Raw genomic sequence first — 15,562 nt, forward strand, 5'->3', positions numbered from 1 at the left:
CGTCCGCTTGATCCCTTGCTCCACTTGGCACCTCTTCGATTCGTCGAAAAAGTGTCAACCTATTTCAGGACGGGTCACGGAAATGAAAAAAGGCCGGCTAAAAGCCGGCCTTTTCAAAAACAGATGGTGCCCAGGAGAGGACTCGAACCTCCACGATGTTGCCACCGCTAGGACCTGAACCTAGTGCGTCTACCAATTCCGCCACCTGGGCACGTTTTGCAGTAGCTGCTTGCTGCAAAGAAGTGAAATTATAGCGTGTCTGAAGAGACTGTCAACACAATTTGATCGGTGGCGATAAAAATATCGCGCGTTGCGTGTTCGGGGCATCAGACGCCGATCGGATCCGCGCGCTTTGCCGCGAAATTCCAGTGCAGCGCTTCGCTCGTGTCGACGCGGGCGGGCAGCAGACCGGCTGCGAGAAACGTATCGGCGATCTTCTGTTGCTCGCCGAGGTTCTGCGTGACCACGGCGCGTACGAGATAGCTGCGGCGCGCGTTCGCGCGCTCGATCGTCTTCGCGTCGAGTCCCCAGATCGGCGCAAGGGTATTGGCGGCCTCCTGCTGATGTTCGCGCAGCCACGTGCCGGCCTGCGAGAGCCGGTCGAACACGATCTGGATGACGTCCGGACGCGTGGCAGCAAAGCTGCTCGATGCGAGGTAATAGCGCTGGTACGAAGCAAGCCCGTTGCCGTCGGCCAGAATCCGCACGTCGGGGTTCGAGTCGACGGATGCGACATACGGATCCCACGTGATCCACGCATCGACGCTGCCGCGCTCGAACGCCGCGCGGCCGTCTGCCGGCGTCAGGTAGTGGATTGCCGCGTCGGCGGGGGCGAGCTTTGCGCGTGCGAGTGCGGCAAGCAGCAGGTAGTGGCTGCCGGCAGCCTTCGTGACGGCGATGCGCTTGGCCCTGAGATCGGCGAGCGTGCGCAGCGCGCTGTCGCGCTTGACGATAATGGCCTGCGCTTTCGGTGACGGTGCTTCCTGCGCGACGTACACGAAGCGCGCATGCGCGGCCTGTGCGAAGACGGGAACCGTGTCGGCCACGTCGGCGCTGAAATCGACGGCGCCGACATTGAGTGCTTCGGTCAGCGGCAAGCCGCTCGCGAACTCATGCCACGACACGCGCAGGCCGAGCGGCGCGAGCGACTGTTCCAGCGTGCCGCGCGTCTTGAGCAGCGTAATGAGCGTCGACGATTTCTGGTATCCGATGCGCAACGCGGATGGCGTGCTCTCGGCATGCGTCCGGATGCCGGCGGCGCTCAGGCCGGCGGCCAGTATCGCGCGCGTGAACGCGCGGCGCTTCATTGGCGTCATGGGGCGAACTCCTCGTTGGATTCGTCGATAACAAGGCGGCTAACGTACCAACGGGGAGGGCAATCGATAACCGATTAATTCTGCTATCGATCGGAGTGACGGGCATATGGCGCGGCCAGTGCGCGCAATGTGCCGCCGGAAATGAAAAAAGGCCGGCTAAAAGCCGACCTTTTCAAAAACGGATGGTGCCCAGGAGAGGACTCGAACCTCCACGATGTTGCCACCGCTAGGACCTGAACCTAGTGCGTCTACCAATTCCGCCACCTGGGCACGTTTTGCAGTAGCTGCTTGCTGCAAAGAAGCGAAATTATAGCGCCCCAATTATCCGTGTCAACACTTTTTTGCGATGCGCCGCAAACCGGCCGCTGTGGCGCCTGCACGCGGCATTCGCGTCATTTGGCAACACAGGCGGGTGATAGAATGGTCCGCCGCCGTCACTATAGAACTGTCTGACGGACACTTCTATGTTGATGCCGTGCACCATCAGTCAACGCAACGAGAACAATCATCGACAAACCCTTGAGCAAATATCCGTACCCCATTCCGAGCCGTGAAGAGATTCTCGGCGTGCTGCGTACGAGCGACGCGCCGCTGGCCGCCAACGACATCGCCGAAGCGCTGTCGATCAAGCGCCAGGAGCGCGAGGGGTTCTTCCGCCGTGTCGCCGCGATGGAACGCGACGGCCAGATCCGCCTCGACAAGCGCGGCCATTACCAGCTCACTCATCCGTCGAACTTCGTAGCCGGTCGCGTGCAGGGGCATCGCGACGGCTACGGGTTCGTGATCCGCGACGACGGCCAGGACGACCTGTTCTTGCCGAACGGCGAAATGCAGAAGGTGATGCACAACGACCGCGTGCTCGCGCGGATCGTCGGCTACGATCGCCGCGGCCGGCCGGAAGGCCATGTCGTCGAGGTCACCGAGCGCGCGAACAAGCGCGTGATCGGCCGCCTGCTCAACGAGAACGGCGCGCTGATCGTCGCGCCCGAAGACAAGCGCATCGGCCACGACATCCTGATCACGCAGAACGTGAAGAAGGCGAAGGTCGGGCAGGTCGTGGTCGTCGAACTGACCGACTTCCCGAGCCGCCATTCGCAACCGCTCGGCCGGGTCGTCGAAGTGCTCGGCGACATCGACGATCCGGGCATGGAAATCGAGATCGCCGTGCGCAAGTACGGCGTGCCGCACGAATTCAGCCAGCCGGCGCTCGACGAAGCCGCCGCGCTGCCGGACAAGGTGCGGCCGGGCGATCTGCGCTTCCGCGTCGATTTGCGCGACGTGCCGCTCGTGACGATCGACGGCGAGGACGCCCGCGACTTCGACGATGCCGTCTACTGCGAGCCGACCAAGGTCGGTCGCGGCGACGGCTTCCGCCTGATCGTCGCGATCGCCGACGTGTCGCACTACGTGCAGCCGGGCAACGGCCTCGATACCGACGCGCTGGAACGCAGCACGTCGGTCTATTTCCCGCGCCGCGTGATCCCGATGCTGCCGGAGAAGCTGTCGAACGGGCTGTGCTCGCTGAATCCGCAGGTCGACCGCTGCGTGCTCGCGTGCGACATGGTGATTACCGCGCGCGGCGAGATCAAGGCGTACCAGTTCTATCCGGCCGTGATCCATTCGGCCGCGCGCCTGACGTACACCGAAGTCGCGGCCGTGCTGTCGAACACGAAGGGGCCGGAGGCCGCGCGCCGCGCGGACCTGCTGCCGCACCTGCAGGACCTGTACGGCGTCTACAAGTCGCTGTTCGCCGCACGTCAGAAGCGCGGCGCGATCGATTTCGACACGACCGAGACGTACATCGTCTGCAACTCGCAGGGCAAGATCGAACAGATCGTGCCGCGTCAGCGCAACGATGCGCACAAGCTGATCGAGGAATGCATGCTGGCCGCGAACGTCTGCGCGGCCGACTTCCTGAAGCGCAACAAGCACCCGGGCCTGTACCGCGTGCACGCGGGCCCGACTCCGGAGAAGCTCGAGAACCTGCGTGCGTTCCTGCGCGGCATGGGCCTGACGCTCGGCGGCGGCGACAAGCCGCATGCGAGCGACTATGCGGCGCTGATGGCGCAGATCCGCGACCGGCCCGACGCGCAGATGCTGCAGCCGATGCTGTTGCGCTCGATGCAGCAGGCCGTCTACAGCCCGGACAACATCGGTCACTTCGGTCTCGCGTATGAGGCGTACGCGCACTTCACGAGCCCGATCCGCCGCTATCCCGACCTGCTCACGCACCGCGCGATCTACGCGATCCTGTCCGGCAAGAAGTACGTGCCGAAGGCGCCGGACGGTTTCGAGCTGAACACCGCGCTGTCGCCGCGCGCCCGCGCGATGCAGCAAGCCGACGACGAAGCGCGCGGCCGTTCGCGCTCGAACACGGCGATCTGGGAAGAGCTCGGCCTGCACTGCTCGGCGAACGAGCGGCGTGCCGACGAAGCGTCGCGCGACGTCGAGGCCTGGCTCAAGTGCTACTTCATGCGCGACAAGCTCGGCGAGGAGTACGGCGGGATGGTGAACGGCGTCACGTCGTTCGGCATCTTCGTGCAGCTCGATACGCTGTTCATCGAAGGGCTCGTGCACGTCACGGAACTCGGCTCGGACTACTTCCAGTACGACGAGATCAAGAACGAACTGCGCGGCGAGCGCACCGGTATCCGCTATCGCCTGTCGGATCGCGTGCGCGTGCAGGTGAGCCGCGTCGATCTCGACGCGCGCAAGATCGACTTCCGCCTCGTGCGCGACACGCCGGTGAAGGCGCCGCGTCCCGCACCGGCGCCGGCTGCCGCCGGTAACGGTAACGATCGCGGCGGCCCGCGCGTGCGTTCGTTGCCGCTGGTGGAGGAGGCCGCGCCGCATCGCAAGAAGGCGGCCAGCGCGCCGACCGCCGCGGTGAAGGAAGCGCGCGCCGCGCGTGCGGCGAAGAAGAAGGGCGGTACTGCGGTGAAGACGGCCGCGAAGAAGGCACACGCCCGCAAGAAGTATTGATCGTTCGGGACGGCGCCAGCGCCGCCCTTGCAGCATCGAGAGACGCCGCGTTCTACCGGTCACCGGCCGGCAACGCGGCGCTTTCCTTTTCCATGGATCGCGGCCGCGCGCATTGCGCGGCCGCACGTTTGATCGAAGGTTGTTCCAGTCATGTCACGTCTGAAGGTTCTTTACGGTTTTCATGCGGTGACCGCACGTTTGCGGCACGATGCATCGACGGTTGCGGAGGTGCTGTACGACCAGACGCGCCGCGACCGCCGCATGCAGGACTTCCTGCACGCCGCGAAGGAAGCGGGCGTGCGGCTGATCGCGGCCGACGAAACGCGCCTGTGGGGCCTCGCGCATACCGAGCGCCACCAGGGCGTCGTCGCGCGCGTCGAGGACATCCCGCTCGCGCAGAACCTGTCCGAGCTGCTCGACGGCATCCAGGGGCCGGCGCTGCTGCTGGTGCTCGATGGCGTCACCGATCCGCACAACCTCGGTGCATGCTTGCGTGTCGCGGATTCGGCCGGTGCGCATGCGGTGATTGCGCCGCGTGACCGCGCGGTCGGCCTGAATGCGACCGCGGCGAAGGTCGCGAGCGGCGCGGCCGACACGGTGCCGTACATCACGGTCACGAACCTCGCCCGCGCGCTGCGCGAGCTGAAGGATGCGGGTGTATGGGTCATCGGCACCTCGGACGAAGCGTCGGCGACGCTGTACGACACGAAGCTCGACGGCCCCGTCGCCATCGTGATGGGCGCGGAAGGCGAAGGCATGCGCCGGCTCACGCGCGACACCTGCGACGAAGTGATGAGCATTCCGATGGCCGGCAGCGTGGAAAGCCTGAACGTGTCGGTCGCGAGCGGCGTGTGCCTGTACGAAGCGGTGCGGCAGCGGCGCGTGAAGGGCTGACTACGGGGCTGACATACGGGGCTGACCCACGCGGTCTCGCGCGATGCGCGGGCCGCTACGACCCGAACGACGCGAGCCGTGATTGCGCGCGGCACGCGGCTCCCGGAACTCGCGAACCATGACTATGTTTCGCCTCGGCGCATCGTGCGCCGTCCTTGGCCTGCTGGCTGCCTGTACGTCGCCGTCGCTGCTCGAGCGCGGCACCTACTACGCCGACACGAGCCTGCACGCGCGCGGCGCCGATTCGCGGATCCGCTTTCTCGTGATGCATTACACCGAAAGCGACGAAGCGAAATCGCTGCGCACGCTGACGGGCGATTCCGTCAGCGCGCACTACGTCGTGCCGTCGCAACCGCCCATCGAACACGGGATGCCGGTCGTCTACCAGCTCGTTCCGGAATCGAAGCGCGCATGGCATGCGGGCATCAGCGAATGGCAGGGCACGACCGAGCTCAATGCGGCGTCGATCGGCATCGAAAACGTGAACCGCGGCCCGCTCGATCCGCAAAACCGTACCTGGCAGCCGTATCCGCCCGACCAGGTCGATGCGCTGATTGTGCTGTCGAAGGATATTGTCGAGCGCTTCGGGATTCCGCCGACGCGTGTGGTCGGACATAGCGATATCGCGCCGCAACGCAAGATCGATCCAGGGCCGCTGTTTCCGTGGCATGCGCTCGCGCAAGCCGGCGTCGGCGCATGGCCGGACGAGGCGACGGTGGCCGCGCGGCTCGGCAGTCGCGATCCGCACGCGCTCGTCGACGTGCGCGAATTGCAGCTGAAGCTCGCGCGCTACGGCTACGACGTGCCGACCGACGGCGTGCTCGACGTACGCACGCGACGCGTATTCGCCGCGTTCCAGATGCACTTCCGTCCGTCCGACTATGCGGGCAATCCGGATGCCGCGACCGACGCGATCGCGCAGGCACTGCTCGACAAGTATTTCCCCGCCACGCCGGCAGTCGGCCACGCGTCCGACACCGGGGCGCCTTGACCGTCGGCGTGCCCGGCGCCCACACCCTCGCGGAAAAAGCCCGGGCCGTCTTCCGAGTCCGGTAAACTGGCGGTTTTCCGCAATCCCGCTGTATTCCCACCCCATGACTCAAGACGAACTCAAACGCCTGGTCGGCCAGGCGGCCGCCGATTATGTGATCCAGAACGTGCCGGAAGGCGCCGTGATCGGCGTCGGCACCGGCTCGACCGCCAACTGCTTCATCGACGCGCTCGCGGCCGTCAAATCGCGCTACCGCGGCGCCGTATCGAGCTCGATCGCGACGACCGACCGCCTGAAATCGCATGGCATCAAGGTGTTCGACCTGAACGAGGTCGAATCGCTGCAGGTGTACGTCGACGGTGCCGACGAGATCGACGCAAGCGGCGCAATGATCAAGGGCGGCGGAGGCGCGCTGACGCGCGAGAAGATCGTCGCATCGGTGGCCGATACCTTCGTCTGCATCGCGGACGGCAGCAAGCGCGTGCCGGTGCTCGGCGCCTTCCCGCTGCCGATCGAGGTCGTGCCGATGGCGCGCACGGCGATCGGCCGGCGCGTGACCGCGCTCGGCGGCGTGCCGGTGCTGCGCGTGACGCAGGACGGCGCACCGTACATCACCGACAACGGCAACGAGATCATCGACGTGAAGGGGCTGCAGATCGCCGATCCGCGCGGTTTCGAAGCGCAGGTCAACGCATGGCCGGGCGTCGTGACGGTCGGCCTGTTCGCCGAGCGCGGCGCGAATCTGTGCCTGCTCGGCACGGCAAACGGCGTTGAAACGATCGTTTATCCCGGTTAATCACAACTGAATGAGAAGCAGTCCGTAATGGCGTCAGGATGCCGTAATGGATTGCATGTTTAAATTTGGCAAAAATCGCGGCCCGGCAAGCGCAGAGCGCTTTCCGGGCTTTTTTTGAAGCCTTATAAATCACCCCGTCAAAAAGAGGGATAACCCTGTCAGGTGTTTACCAGATAGCGAAATATCCTCGAACTCATCAACTTATAGATCATAAGAACAGTCGTAACCAGGGCCGGCGGAACTGCGGAGCAGGTGTTCGCAAATCGACGCACGGGGAGGTGTCATGGAGCAGGGCAAAGACCGGTCACTGGTCGCCAAAGTGATGGATGGGCTTGTCGAAGGTATCGTCGAAGACAAGTATGGCGGCATTCTGCCGCCGCAGGACGTGCTATCGAAAGAGTTCGATGTGAGCCGTACGGTGATGCGCGAAGCATTATCGATGTTGCTTGCGCGCGACATGCTCGACGTGCGTCCGAAAGTCGGCACGCGCGTTCGACCGATGCGCGACTGGCGCATGATCGATGAGGACGTGGTGAGCTGGCGGTTTCGCGCGAAGCCGGATCCGCAGTTCATGCGCGACGTCATCGAATTCCGGATGCTGATCGAACCGCGCGCGACCGCGCAGGCGGCGGTCCGTGCGACGGCCGTCGACATTGCGGGCATCCGCGAGGCGTTTGACGCGTTCAAGGTGTTGCAACCGGGCGACCCCGGCTACGACACGGCGGACGAACTGCTGCACACGCGGATCGTCCAGGCGAGCGGCAACCAGTTCTTCCAGCAGATGGCGGCGATCGTGCGCGGTGCGGTGCGGCTCGTGAATCCGCGCGTCGTGCAGAAGGATGGTGCGCACGATATCGCGGTCAAGGCGCATGCGCGCGTCGTCGATGCGATCGAACGTCGCGATCCGCGCGAAGCCGAAGCGGCGTCGCTCGCCCTGATCGATTTCAGCGCCGACGAGATTTCGCGCGATTTCTCCGTCGACGTGCCCGTACGCGCCTGAATTCGCACGCGTCGCTTATCCGCGAGCCGGCGAGCCGTTTATCATGACGGCCGGCCGGCAGCGTGCCGGCCACCGTCATACGACCGACACGGAAGATCCGGATGAACGACCTCGACAACCGCCCGGTGCGCTTCGGCATCATCGGCGCTGGCAGCATTGCACGCCGTTTCGCGCAAAGCCTCGCCCGCGTGCCCGGTGCCGTGCTCGCCGGCGTGTGGGCACGCCGCGCCGACGCGGCAACCGCCTTCTGCGAAGGCTGCGGCGGCACGCCTGCCGCCAGCCTCGATGCACTTCTCGCGAGCGACATCGACGCGATCTACATCGCGACCCTCCACGACAGTCACGCGTACTACGCGCAGGCGGCGCTCGGCGCCGGCAAGGCCGTGCTGTGCGAAAAGCCGGCGACGCTGAACGCGGCGCAACTCGACGCGGTGCTGGATGCGGCGCGCGCTGCCGGACGGCTCTTCATGGAAGCGATGAAGCCGCCGTTCTTTCCGTTGTACCGTCAGTTGCGTGCGCACCTGCATGACGACCCGATCGGCGAGATCCGGCTCGTGCGCGCGGGCTGCGCGTCGTCGTCGGTGCCTGGCGATCATTCGGTCTATCGTCTCGACCGTGCCGGCGGCGCGCTGCTCGACATCGGGATCTACGAAGCGTTTCTCGCGGTCGACTGGCTCGGTGCCGCACGCGACGTGCAGACGCTCGGGCGCGTCGGCGCGACGGGCGTCGACGTATTCGCGAGCCTGAACAGCCGCCACGCGAACGGCGGCATCGCGCAGCTCTTTTGCGGGCTCGACGTGATGGGGCGCGGCGACGCGCTGCTCGCGGCGGCGGGCGGGCACGTGACGATTCACGAGAAGTGGTGGAACCCTGCGCGGGCGACGATTCGCTATGCCGACGGGCGTACCGTCGAGCTCGATGCGCCGGTCGACGGCGGCGGCCTGAACTACGAGACCGCGCATTTCTGCGATCTGCTGCGCGCGGGCGAGCTCGAGAGCCCGATCATGACGCACGACCATTCACGACAGATGATCGCGATGACCGATGCGGCACGCGCGGCGCTCGGCGTGCGCTATCCGGGCGAGTAGGCAGGAAGGAAGGGGCCGGGCGCGCATCCGCGGCCCGGCGAGAGAGGCAACGTGCTCAGTGCCGCGCGGGCAGCGACAGGCGCTGTTCGTACCAGCGCTGGACCCATTCGAGGATCTGGCACAGCACCCAGTAGACCGCGGCGGCGGCGAGGTACAGCGGCAACGGCTGGTAGGTCGCCGCGATCACTTCCTGCGCGCTGCGCAGCAGCTCGGTCACGGTGATCACGGATACGAGCGACGTGTCCTTGATCAGGCTGATCAGGCTGTTCGACAGGCTCGGCACGGCGATGCGCAGCGCCTGAGGGCCGATCACGAAGCGCAGCGTCTGGCCCCACGACAGCCCGAGGCTGTATGCGGCCAGCCATTGGCCGCGCGCGATCCCGTTGATCGCGCCGCGCATGCTTTCGGACATGTAAGCGGCGACGTTCGCGGATAGCGCGATGACGCCGGCCGGCGTCGGATCGAGCGAGATGCCGAGGCTCGGCAGCCCGTAATAGATCACGAAGATCTGCACGAGCAGCGGCGTGCCGCGCATCAGGCTCACGTATGTGCGCGCGAGCCACGCGAGCGCGTTGACCCAGATGCGTTCGAAGCCTTCGAGCGGTTCGCTTTGCCGGATGCCCATCATCGCGAGCACGACGGCGCCGAACAGGCCGAACACCATCGACAGCACGGCGAACTTGACGGTCAGTACGGCACCTTGGGCGAGCACCGGCAGCGATTGGACGAGCAGGGACGTTGTCGACATGGAATACGAATCGGATGCGTGCGCGAAAGCGCAATCATAAACCGGACCGGTAAAACAAAGGGCGGCATCGTTTCGGATGCCGCCCTTTCCGGCCCGCCGTCAGGCGGGAAACAGAGGCGTGCTTACTTGATCGGCTTCGTCACGTCGATGCCGAACCACTTGTCCGAGATCTTCGTGAACGTGCCGTCGGCTTCGAGCTGCGCCATCGCGTCGTCGATTGCCTTCTGGAACTTCGGATTGCCCTTCTTGAACGGGATGCCCGACGGATTCGCCGAGCCGACGTTCGCGCCCGGGCGCAGCGGCAGTTGCGAGTTCTTCGTCAGGTACGCGAGCATCAGGCGGTCGTTCAGTGCCGCATCGAGGCGGCCGGCCGCGAGGTCGCGCAGGTACTCGGGCGCGCCCGGGTACGTCTTCACGTCGATGCCGGGAACCGACTTCGCCATGTCCATGTAGTTCGTACCGAGCGCGACGCCGAGCTTCTTGCCCTTCAGGTCTTCGAGCGACTTGAACTGGCGCGTGTCGTCCTTGCGCTGGATCAGCTGCGCGGACGAGTACGTGTACGCGGGCGAGAAGTCGAGCGTTTCCTTGCGCTTGTCGGTGATGCCGACCTGGTTGGAGATCACGTCGAACTTGCCGGCCTGCAGGCCCGCGATGATGCCGCTCCATTCGGTCGTGACGAATTCGGCCTTCACGCCGAGCTTCGCGGCGACGGCCTTCGCGATGTCGACGTCGAAGCCGACGAGTTCGCCTTGCGGGTTCTTCGAGTTGAACGGCGGGAACGTGCCTTCGAGGCCGACGCGCAGCGTGCCGCGTTGCTTCACCTGGTCGAGGAGGTCGGCCGCATGTGCGGTGGCGGCGGCGAACGACGTGCCGATCAGGCCGGCGACCAGCAGCTTCTTCAGCAGCGAAATTTTCATCGTGTGAGCTTCCTTGCCCCAGTGGGGCGCTTGATTCTGACAGTGGGATCGATCATAGCAAAAATACAATCGACCACGAAATATCGTTTGTTTATGGCTATATTACGCGGTGCGTTCGCGCGCGATGGCCTTCACGCATTCGGCCACGAGCGCGGGGCCGCGATAGATGAAGCCCGTGTAAAGCTGGACGAGCGATGCGCCGGCCGCGAGCTTCACGCGTGCGTCCTCGCCCGAGAAAATGCCGCCCACGCCGATGATCGGCACCGCGCTGCCGACTTCGGCATGCAGCTTGCGGATCACTTCGTTCGATGCGTCGAACACCGGACGGCCCGACAGGCCGCCGGCTTCGTCCGCGTGCGGCAGGCCCTGCACGGCCGCGCGCGACAGCGTCGTGTTGGTGGCGATGACCGCCTCGATCTTGTGGCGCAGCAGCGTGTCGGCGATTTCCTTCACCTGTTCGTCGTCGAGATCGGGGGCGATCTTCAGCGCGAGCGGCACGAGCTTGCCGTGGAGATCGGCGAGACGCTGCTGCTTGTCCTTCAGCGCGGCGAGCAGCGCGTCGAGTTCGCCCGCGCCCTGCAACTGGCGCAGGTTCTTCGTGTTCGGCGACGAAATGTTGATCGTCACGTAGCTCGCGAACGGGTACACGCGCTCGAGGCAGTAGAGATAGTCTTCCGCGGCGCGCTCGATCGGCGTGTCGGCATTCTTGCCGATGTTCAGGCCGAGGATGCCGCGATAACGGGCCGCCTGGACGTTCTTCACGAACTGGTCGACGCCGTGGTTGTTGAAGCCCATCCGGTTGATCAGCGCTTCGGCCTGCGGCAGGCGGAACATCCGCGGGCGCGGATTGCCCGGCTGCGGGCGCGGCGTGACCGTGCCGACCTCGATGAAGCCGAAGCCGAGCGAGGCGAGGCCGTCGATGGCGGCGCCGTCCTTGTCGAGGCCGGCGGCGAGACCGACGGGGTTGCGGAACGTGAGCCCCATCACGGTGCGCGGCGCATCGGGCACGCGAGCCGACAGCGCGCAGGCGAGGCCCGTGCGGCCGGCCGCGCCGAGCGCGCGCAGCGTGAGGTGGTGAGCGTCTTCCGCATCCATCTTGAACAGGGATGCGCGGGCCAGCGGATAGAGGGAACTGAACACGGGAATTGGGCGGACGGCCGGAATGAATGACAACCCGCTATTTTACCGGGAGTTGCGCGGCAAGGGCGGGCTTCGCCTCGCACGCGCCGGCGGCGCTTCTCGTGCGGTGCGGCGCCGCGTGCACGGGCGGAAACGGTGCCCGTTGCAGGCGCGAAGCCGCGCCGCGGGGCGGCCCGTCAACCCGACCCGGAATGTCCGCCCGGCAGCGGCGCGCGGGCCAGTGCCGCGTCGACCGGCGGCAGGTCGACCCGATCGGGATCGAGGATTTTCCAGCGGCCGTCGAGCAATCCTTCGAGCGGATGGAAGTTCGCCTTGTAGGCCATCTTCGGGCTCTCGCGGATCCAGTAGCCGAGATATACGTACGGCAGGCCGAGGCTCTTCGCCTGCTCGATCTGCCACAGGATGTTGTAGGTGCCGTAGCTCGTGTGCTGGTCGTCGGGCTCGAAGAACGTGTAGACCGACGACAGTCCGTCGCCGAGGATGTCGATCATGCTGACCATGCGCAGCTTGCCGGGTTCGCCGCCCGGCGCGTCGACGTCGCGGAATTCGACGAGGCGCGAATTGATCCGGCTCTGCAGCAGGAACTGCTCGTACTGGTCACGGCTGTCGCGGTCCATGCCGCCGCCCGCGTGGCGCGCGGACTGGTAGCGCATGTAGAGCGCGTAGTGCTCCTCGTCGTAGTGCAGCGGCGAGACCGTCGCGACGAGCGCGCGGTGCCGCTTCCACATCCGGCGCTGCGTGCGCGACGGCGTGAACGCGCAGACCGGCACCCGCACCGGTACGCAGGCACGGCAGCCGTCGCAGTACGGGCGGTAGGTGAACACGCCCGAGCGCCGGAAGCCTGCCTTGACGAGCTCGGTATAGATGTCGGAGTTGATCAGGTGGCTCGGCGTCGCGACTTGCGAGCGCGCGATGCGGCCGTCCAGATAGCTGCACGGATAGGGCGCCGTTGCATAGAATTGCAGCGCCGAAAGCGGTGAAAGCGGCAGCTCAGTCGGGTGAGTCATGGGCAGCTCTCGATGCAGGGAGGGAGTGCCGCGCTAGCGCTCGGTCCCGGAGGGCGCCGCCGTTTCGGCGGGGCCCGTCAGCGCGGCGAGCACGCGCTTGTCGAACTGCCACGGAATCGGCGGTTCGGCCACTGCGCGGCGCACGTGAGCGACAAAGGCCTTGCGTGCGATCTCGCGGCCGCCGAGCGACGCTAGATGCGACGTATTCTGCTGGCAGTCTATCATCTCCAGCCCCTGCTCGCGAAGGTGGGCGACGAGCGTCGCCAGCGCGATCTTCGACGCATCGGTGGCGTCGGCGTACATCGACTCGCCGAAGAACATCCGCCCGAACACGACGCCGTAGAGGCCGCCGACGCGGCGCCCGTCGTGCCACGTCTCGATGCTGTGCGCGTTGCCGGACCGGTAGAGCGATGTATACGCGTCGATGATCTCGGCCGTGATCCAGGTGCCGCGCTGCCCGCGGCGCGGCGCCTGCGCGCACGCGCGCATCACGCCCGGAAAGTCATGATCGACGCGCACTTCCCACGTCGGGTCGCGCAGCACGCGCCTGAGCGTCTTGCGCAGCGATGGGGATACCTTGAATTCGGCCGGTGCGAGGATCATCCGCGGGTCGGGGCTCCACCACAGCACGGGCTGGCCATCCGAATACCACGGGAAGATGCCGCGCAGGTAGGCGTCGATCAGGCGCGACGGCAGCAGGTCGGCACTCGCGGCGAGCAGCCCCGGCGCGCCGGTTGCAGGACCGAGCGCGCGTTCAATGGGCGGAAACGGATCGTCCGGGCCGAGCCAGGGGACCATGGGGCGCGGGCTCAGCCGGTGCGCAGCGAGCGGAAGATATCGCCGGTATGCACGCCGTAGTCGCCGGCGGCGCGATCGGCGAAGAAGAAGCGCAGGGTCTGGCTGACGGTCGGGAACGCGATCTCGTCCCACGGAATGTCGGCTTCGTCGAACAGCTTGACTTCGAGGCTTTCCTCGCCGGCCTCGTAAGCCGGATCGGTGAGCCGCGCCAGATAGAACAGATGGACCTGATGCACGTGCGGCACGTTGAGCAGCGTGAACAGATTCTGCACCTCGACGCGCGCGCCGGCTTCCTCGAGCGTTTCGCGCGCGGCGGCTTCGGCCGTCGTCTCGCCCATTTCCATGAAGCCCGCCGGCAGCGTCCAGAATCCGTAGCGCGGTTCGATCGCGCGGCGGCACAGCAGGACCTGATCGCCCCAGACCGGTACCGTGCCCACCACGTTGCGCGGATTCTGGTAATGGATCGTGCCGCAGTGATCGCAGATGAAGCGCTCGCGGTTGTCGCCCGGAGGAATGCGCGCGATGACTTCGTGACCGCAGACGGAGCAGAATTTCATGACGAGTGGAAGGGACGAGGTGATGCGAGTGTATCACCGGGGCGAGGCATTCTCGAACGCGACCGCGTGTGTGCGGCGTGCCGCGCGCAGCGCAACGTGCGGTGCGCGGGATCGGGCGCGAAAAAACAAAAAGCCCGGCGCAGGGCCGGGCTTTTTGCATGAATCGGGACGTTGGTTGCGGGGGTAGGATTTGAACCTACGACCTTCGGGTTATGAGCCCGACGAGCTGCCAGACTGCTCCACCCCGCGTCCGTCGAAGAAATGAATTATATGGACTAACCCGAATGCTTGCAAGCACTTTCTCACAATCGCGATGCAATCACGGGCGGGGCCCTTGTAGGGCCGGTACGGCAGGCGCGTGCGCTAGAATCGAGCGGTTTGCATGTGCGGTTCATTCCTGCAGCGGAGTCGTGCGCGAATTGCGTCGGTGCCGTTGCACCACTCACTACTGCATCGACGGATTCATGGACATCGCTCACGATCTGCAATCGATCGGCGCTCAGGAACAGGCGCTCGTGTTTCCCCATTTCGACCCGGCTCGTGCCTGGGCGCTCGGCAACCGGATGCATGCGCTCGCGACCTCGCGCGGTCACGCGATCGCGATCGACATCGTCACGTTCGGCCAGCCGCTGTTCTACGCGGCGCTCGCCGGCGCGACGCCCGACAACGCCGACTGGGTGCGCCGCAAGCGCAACGTCGTCGCGCATTTCCGCCGCAGCTCGTATGCGATCGGCTTGCGCATGCAGCAGGCCGGCGCCACGCTCGCGGACAAGCACGGGCTGCCGGTCTCCGAGTATTCGCCGCACGGCGGCGCGTTTCCGCTGACCGTCGCGGGGGCCGGCGTGATCGGCTCGATCACGGCATCGGGGCTGCCGCAGCGCGCGGATCACGAGTTCGTCGTCGAAGCGCTGTGCGCCGAACTCGGGCAGGACTATGCCGTGCTGGCGCTTGCGAGGAGCTGAGCGATGCAGCTTCCGGGTTACGCATGGCTCGCGATCGCGATCGTCGCGGAAGTGATCGGCACGTCCGCGCTGCGCGCGGCGGACGGCTTCACGCGCTTCTGGCCGTCGGCGCTCGTCGTGGCCGGTTACGGCATCGCGTTCTACTGTCTGTCGCTCACGCTGCGCACGATGCCCGTCGGCATCATCTATGCGGTGTGGTCGGGCGCCGGCATCGTGCTGATCACGCTCGTCGCGATGCTGCTCTATCGTCAGGTGCCGGACCTGCCGGCGGTGATCGGCCTCGGGCTGATCGTCTCGGGCGTCGTGGTGCTGAACCTGTTCTCGAAGATGCAGGCGCACTGAGCGTGCGCCCGCGATACGCCGGAT

At 65.9% G+C, this 15,562-nt stretch carries 15 protein-coding genes and 3 tRNA genes; 8 read left to right on the forward strand and 10 right to left on the reverse strand.

Annotated features, from left to right (window positions below; translation table 11 throughout):
- Positions 1–124: 124 nt before the first annotated feature.
- The 3 genes from DIE21_RS09560 to DIE21_RS09570 form a co-directional block, all read right to left on the reverse strand.
- Positions 125–211 (reverse strand) — tRNA-Leu (locus DIE21_RS09560).
- A gap of 115 nt (positions 212–326) precedes the next feature.
- Complete coding sequence (locus DIE21_RS09565) at positions 327–1,316, reverse strand: aliphatic sulfonate ABC transporter substrate-binding protein (RefSeq protein WP_124497474.1); 990 nt, start codon at positions 1,314–1,316, stop codon at positions 327–329.
- Between the two features lie 183 nt (positions 1,317–1,499).
- Positions 1,500–1,586 (reverse strand) — tRNA-Leu (locus DIE21_RS09570).
- 249 nt (positions 1,587–1,835) lie between these two features.
- On the opposite strand from DIE21_RS09570, the gene rnr reads away from it, so the two are divergent.
- From rnr to DIE21_RS09600, 6 genes are all read left to right on the forward strand, one after another.
- On the forward strand, positions 1,836–4,298 hold the full coding sequence (rnr, locus tag DIE21_RS09575; protein ID WP_124497475.1) for a ribonuclease R: 2,463 nt from the start codon (positions 1,836–1,838) through the stop codon (positions 4,296–4,298).
- 150 nt (positions 4,299–4,448) lie between these two features.
- A complete protein-coding gene (rlmB, locus tag DIE21_RS09580; RefSeq protein WP_124497476.1) occupies positions 4,449–5,192 on the forward strand; it encodes a 23S rRNA (guanosine(2251)-2'-O)-methyltransferase RlmB in 744 nt (247 codons plus the stop codon).
- Positions 5,193–5,310: 118 nt separating this feature from the next.
- Positions 5,311–6,183, forward strand: a complete 873-nt coding sequence (locus tag DIE21_RS09585; protein WP_124497477.1) for an N-acetylmuramoyl-L-alanine amidase — start codon at positions 5,311–5,313, stop codon at positions 6,181–6,183.
- A 103-nt stretch (positions 6,184–6,286) separates the two neighbouring features.
- Positions 6,287–6,979, forward strand: coding sequence for a ribose-5-phosphate isomerase RpiA (gene rpiA, locus DIE21_RS09590; protein ID WP_124497478.1), 693 nt, complete (start codon positions 6,287–6,289; stop codon positions 6,977–6,979).
- A 283-nt stretch (positions 6,980–7,262) separates the two neighbouring features.
- Entirely contained in the window at positions 7,263–7,979 is a 717-nt protein-coding gene (locus tag DIE21_RS09595) for a FadR/GntR family transcriptional regulator (RefSeq protein ID WP_124497479.1), read from the forward strand.
- A 101-nt stretch (positions 7,980–8,080) separates the two neighbouring features.
- Positions 8,081–9,067 carry a Gfo/Idh/MocA family protein gene (locus DIE21_RS09600; RefSeq protein WP_124497480.1) on the forward strand — a complete coding sequence of 329 codons (987 nt, stop codon included), beginning with the start codon at positions 8,081–8,083 and terminating at the stop codon, positions 9,065–9,067.
- A gap of 55 nt (positions 9,068–9,122) precedes the next feature.
- On the opposite strand, the gene DIE21_RS09605 is transcribed toward DIE21_RS09600, so the two are convergent.
- The 7 genes from DIE21_RS09605 to DIE21_RS09635 all read right to left on the reverse strand — a co-directional run bounded on the left by DIE21_RS09605 (position 9,123) and on the right by DIE21_RS09635 (position 14,483).
- A complete protein-coding gene (locus tag DIE21_RS09605; protein WP_124497481.1) occupies positions 9,123–9,815 on the reverse strand; it encodes an amino acid ABC transporter permease in 693 nt (230 codons plus the stop codon).
- A 122-nt stretch (positions 9,816–9,937) separates the two neighbouring features.
- Positions 9,938–10,732 carry a cystine ABC transporter substrate-binding protein gene (locus DIE21_RS09610; RefSeq protein ID WP_124497482.1) on the reverse strand — a complete coding sequence of 265 codons (795 nt, stop codon included), beginning with the start codon at positions 10,730–10,732 and terminating at the stop codon, positions 9,938–9,940.
- Positions 10,733–10,834: 102 nt separating this feature from the next.
- Positions 10,835–11,872: a quinone-dependent dihydroorotate dehydrogenase gene (locus DIE21_RS09615; RefSeq protein WP_124497483.1), complete on the reverse strand. Its 1,038-nt coding sequence runs from the start codon at positions 11,870–11,872 to the stop codon at positions 10,835–10,837.
- 176 nt (positions 11,873–12,048) lie between these two features.
- Complete coding sequence (locus tag DIE21_RS09620; protein ID WP_124497484.1) at positions 12,049–12,879, reverse strand: arginyltransferase; 831 nt, start codon at positions 12,877–12,879, stop codon at positions 12,049–12,051.
- A gap of 33 nt (positions 12,880–12,912) precedes the next feature.
- Positions 12,913–13,677, reverse strand: coding sequence for a leucyl/phenylalanyl-tRNA--protein transferase (aat, locus tag DIE21_RS09625; RefSeq protein WP_124497485.1), 765 nt, complete (start codon positions 13,675–13,677; stop codon positions 12,913–12,915).
- Positions 13,678–13,688: 11 nt separating this feature from the next.
- A complete protein-coding gene (locus tag DIE21_RS09630; protein WP_124497486.1) occupies positions 13,689–14,234 on the reverse strand; it encodes an NUDIX hydrolase in 546 nt (181 codons plus the stop codon).
- A 172-nt stretch (positions 14,235–14,406) separates the two neighbouring features.
- Positions 14,407–14,483: transfer RNA gene (locus DIE21_RS09635), tRNA-Met, on the reverse strand.
- Positions 14,484–14,698: 215 nt separating this feature from the next.
- Between DIE21_RS09635 and DIE21_RS09640 the strand changes: the two genes are divergently transcribed.
- Positions 14,699–15,196, forward strand: a complete 498-nt coding sequence (locus DIE21_RS09640) for a heme-degrading domain-containing protein (RefSeq protein ID WP_124497487.1) — start codon at positions 14,699–14,701, stop codon at positions 15,194–15,196.
- Between the two features lie 3 nt (positions 15,197–15,199).
- Positions 15,200–15,538 carry a multidrug efflux SMR transporter gene (locus DIE21_RS09645; RefSeq protein WP_124497488.1) on the forward strand — a complete coding sequence of 113 codons (339 nt, stop codon included), beginning with the start codon at positions 15,200–15,202 and terminating at the stop codon, positions 15,536–15,538.
- Positions 15,539–15,562 lie beyond the last annotated feature (24 nt).

The sequence above is a fragment of the Burkholderia sp. Bp9140 genome (genome assembly GCF_003853425.1).
In the GTDB taxonomy this organism is placed as follows: domain Bacteria; phylum Pseudomonadota; class Gammaproteobacteria; order Burkholderiales; family Burkholderiaceae; genus Burkholderia.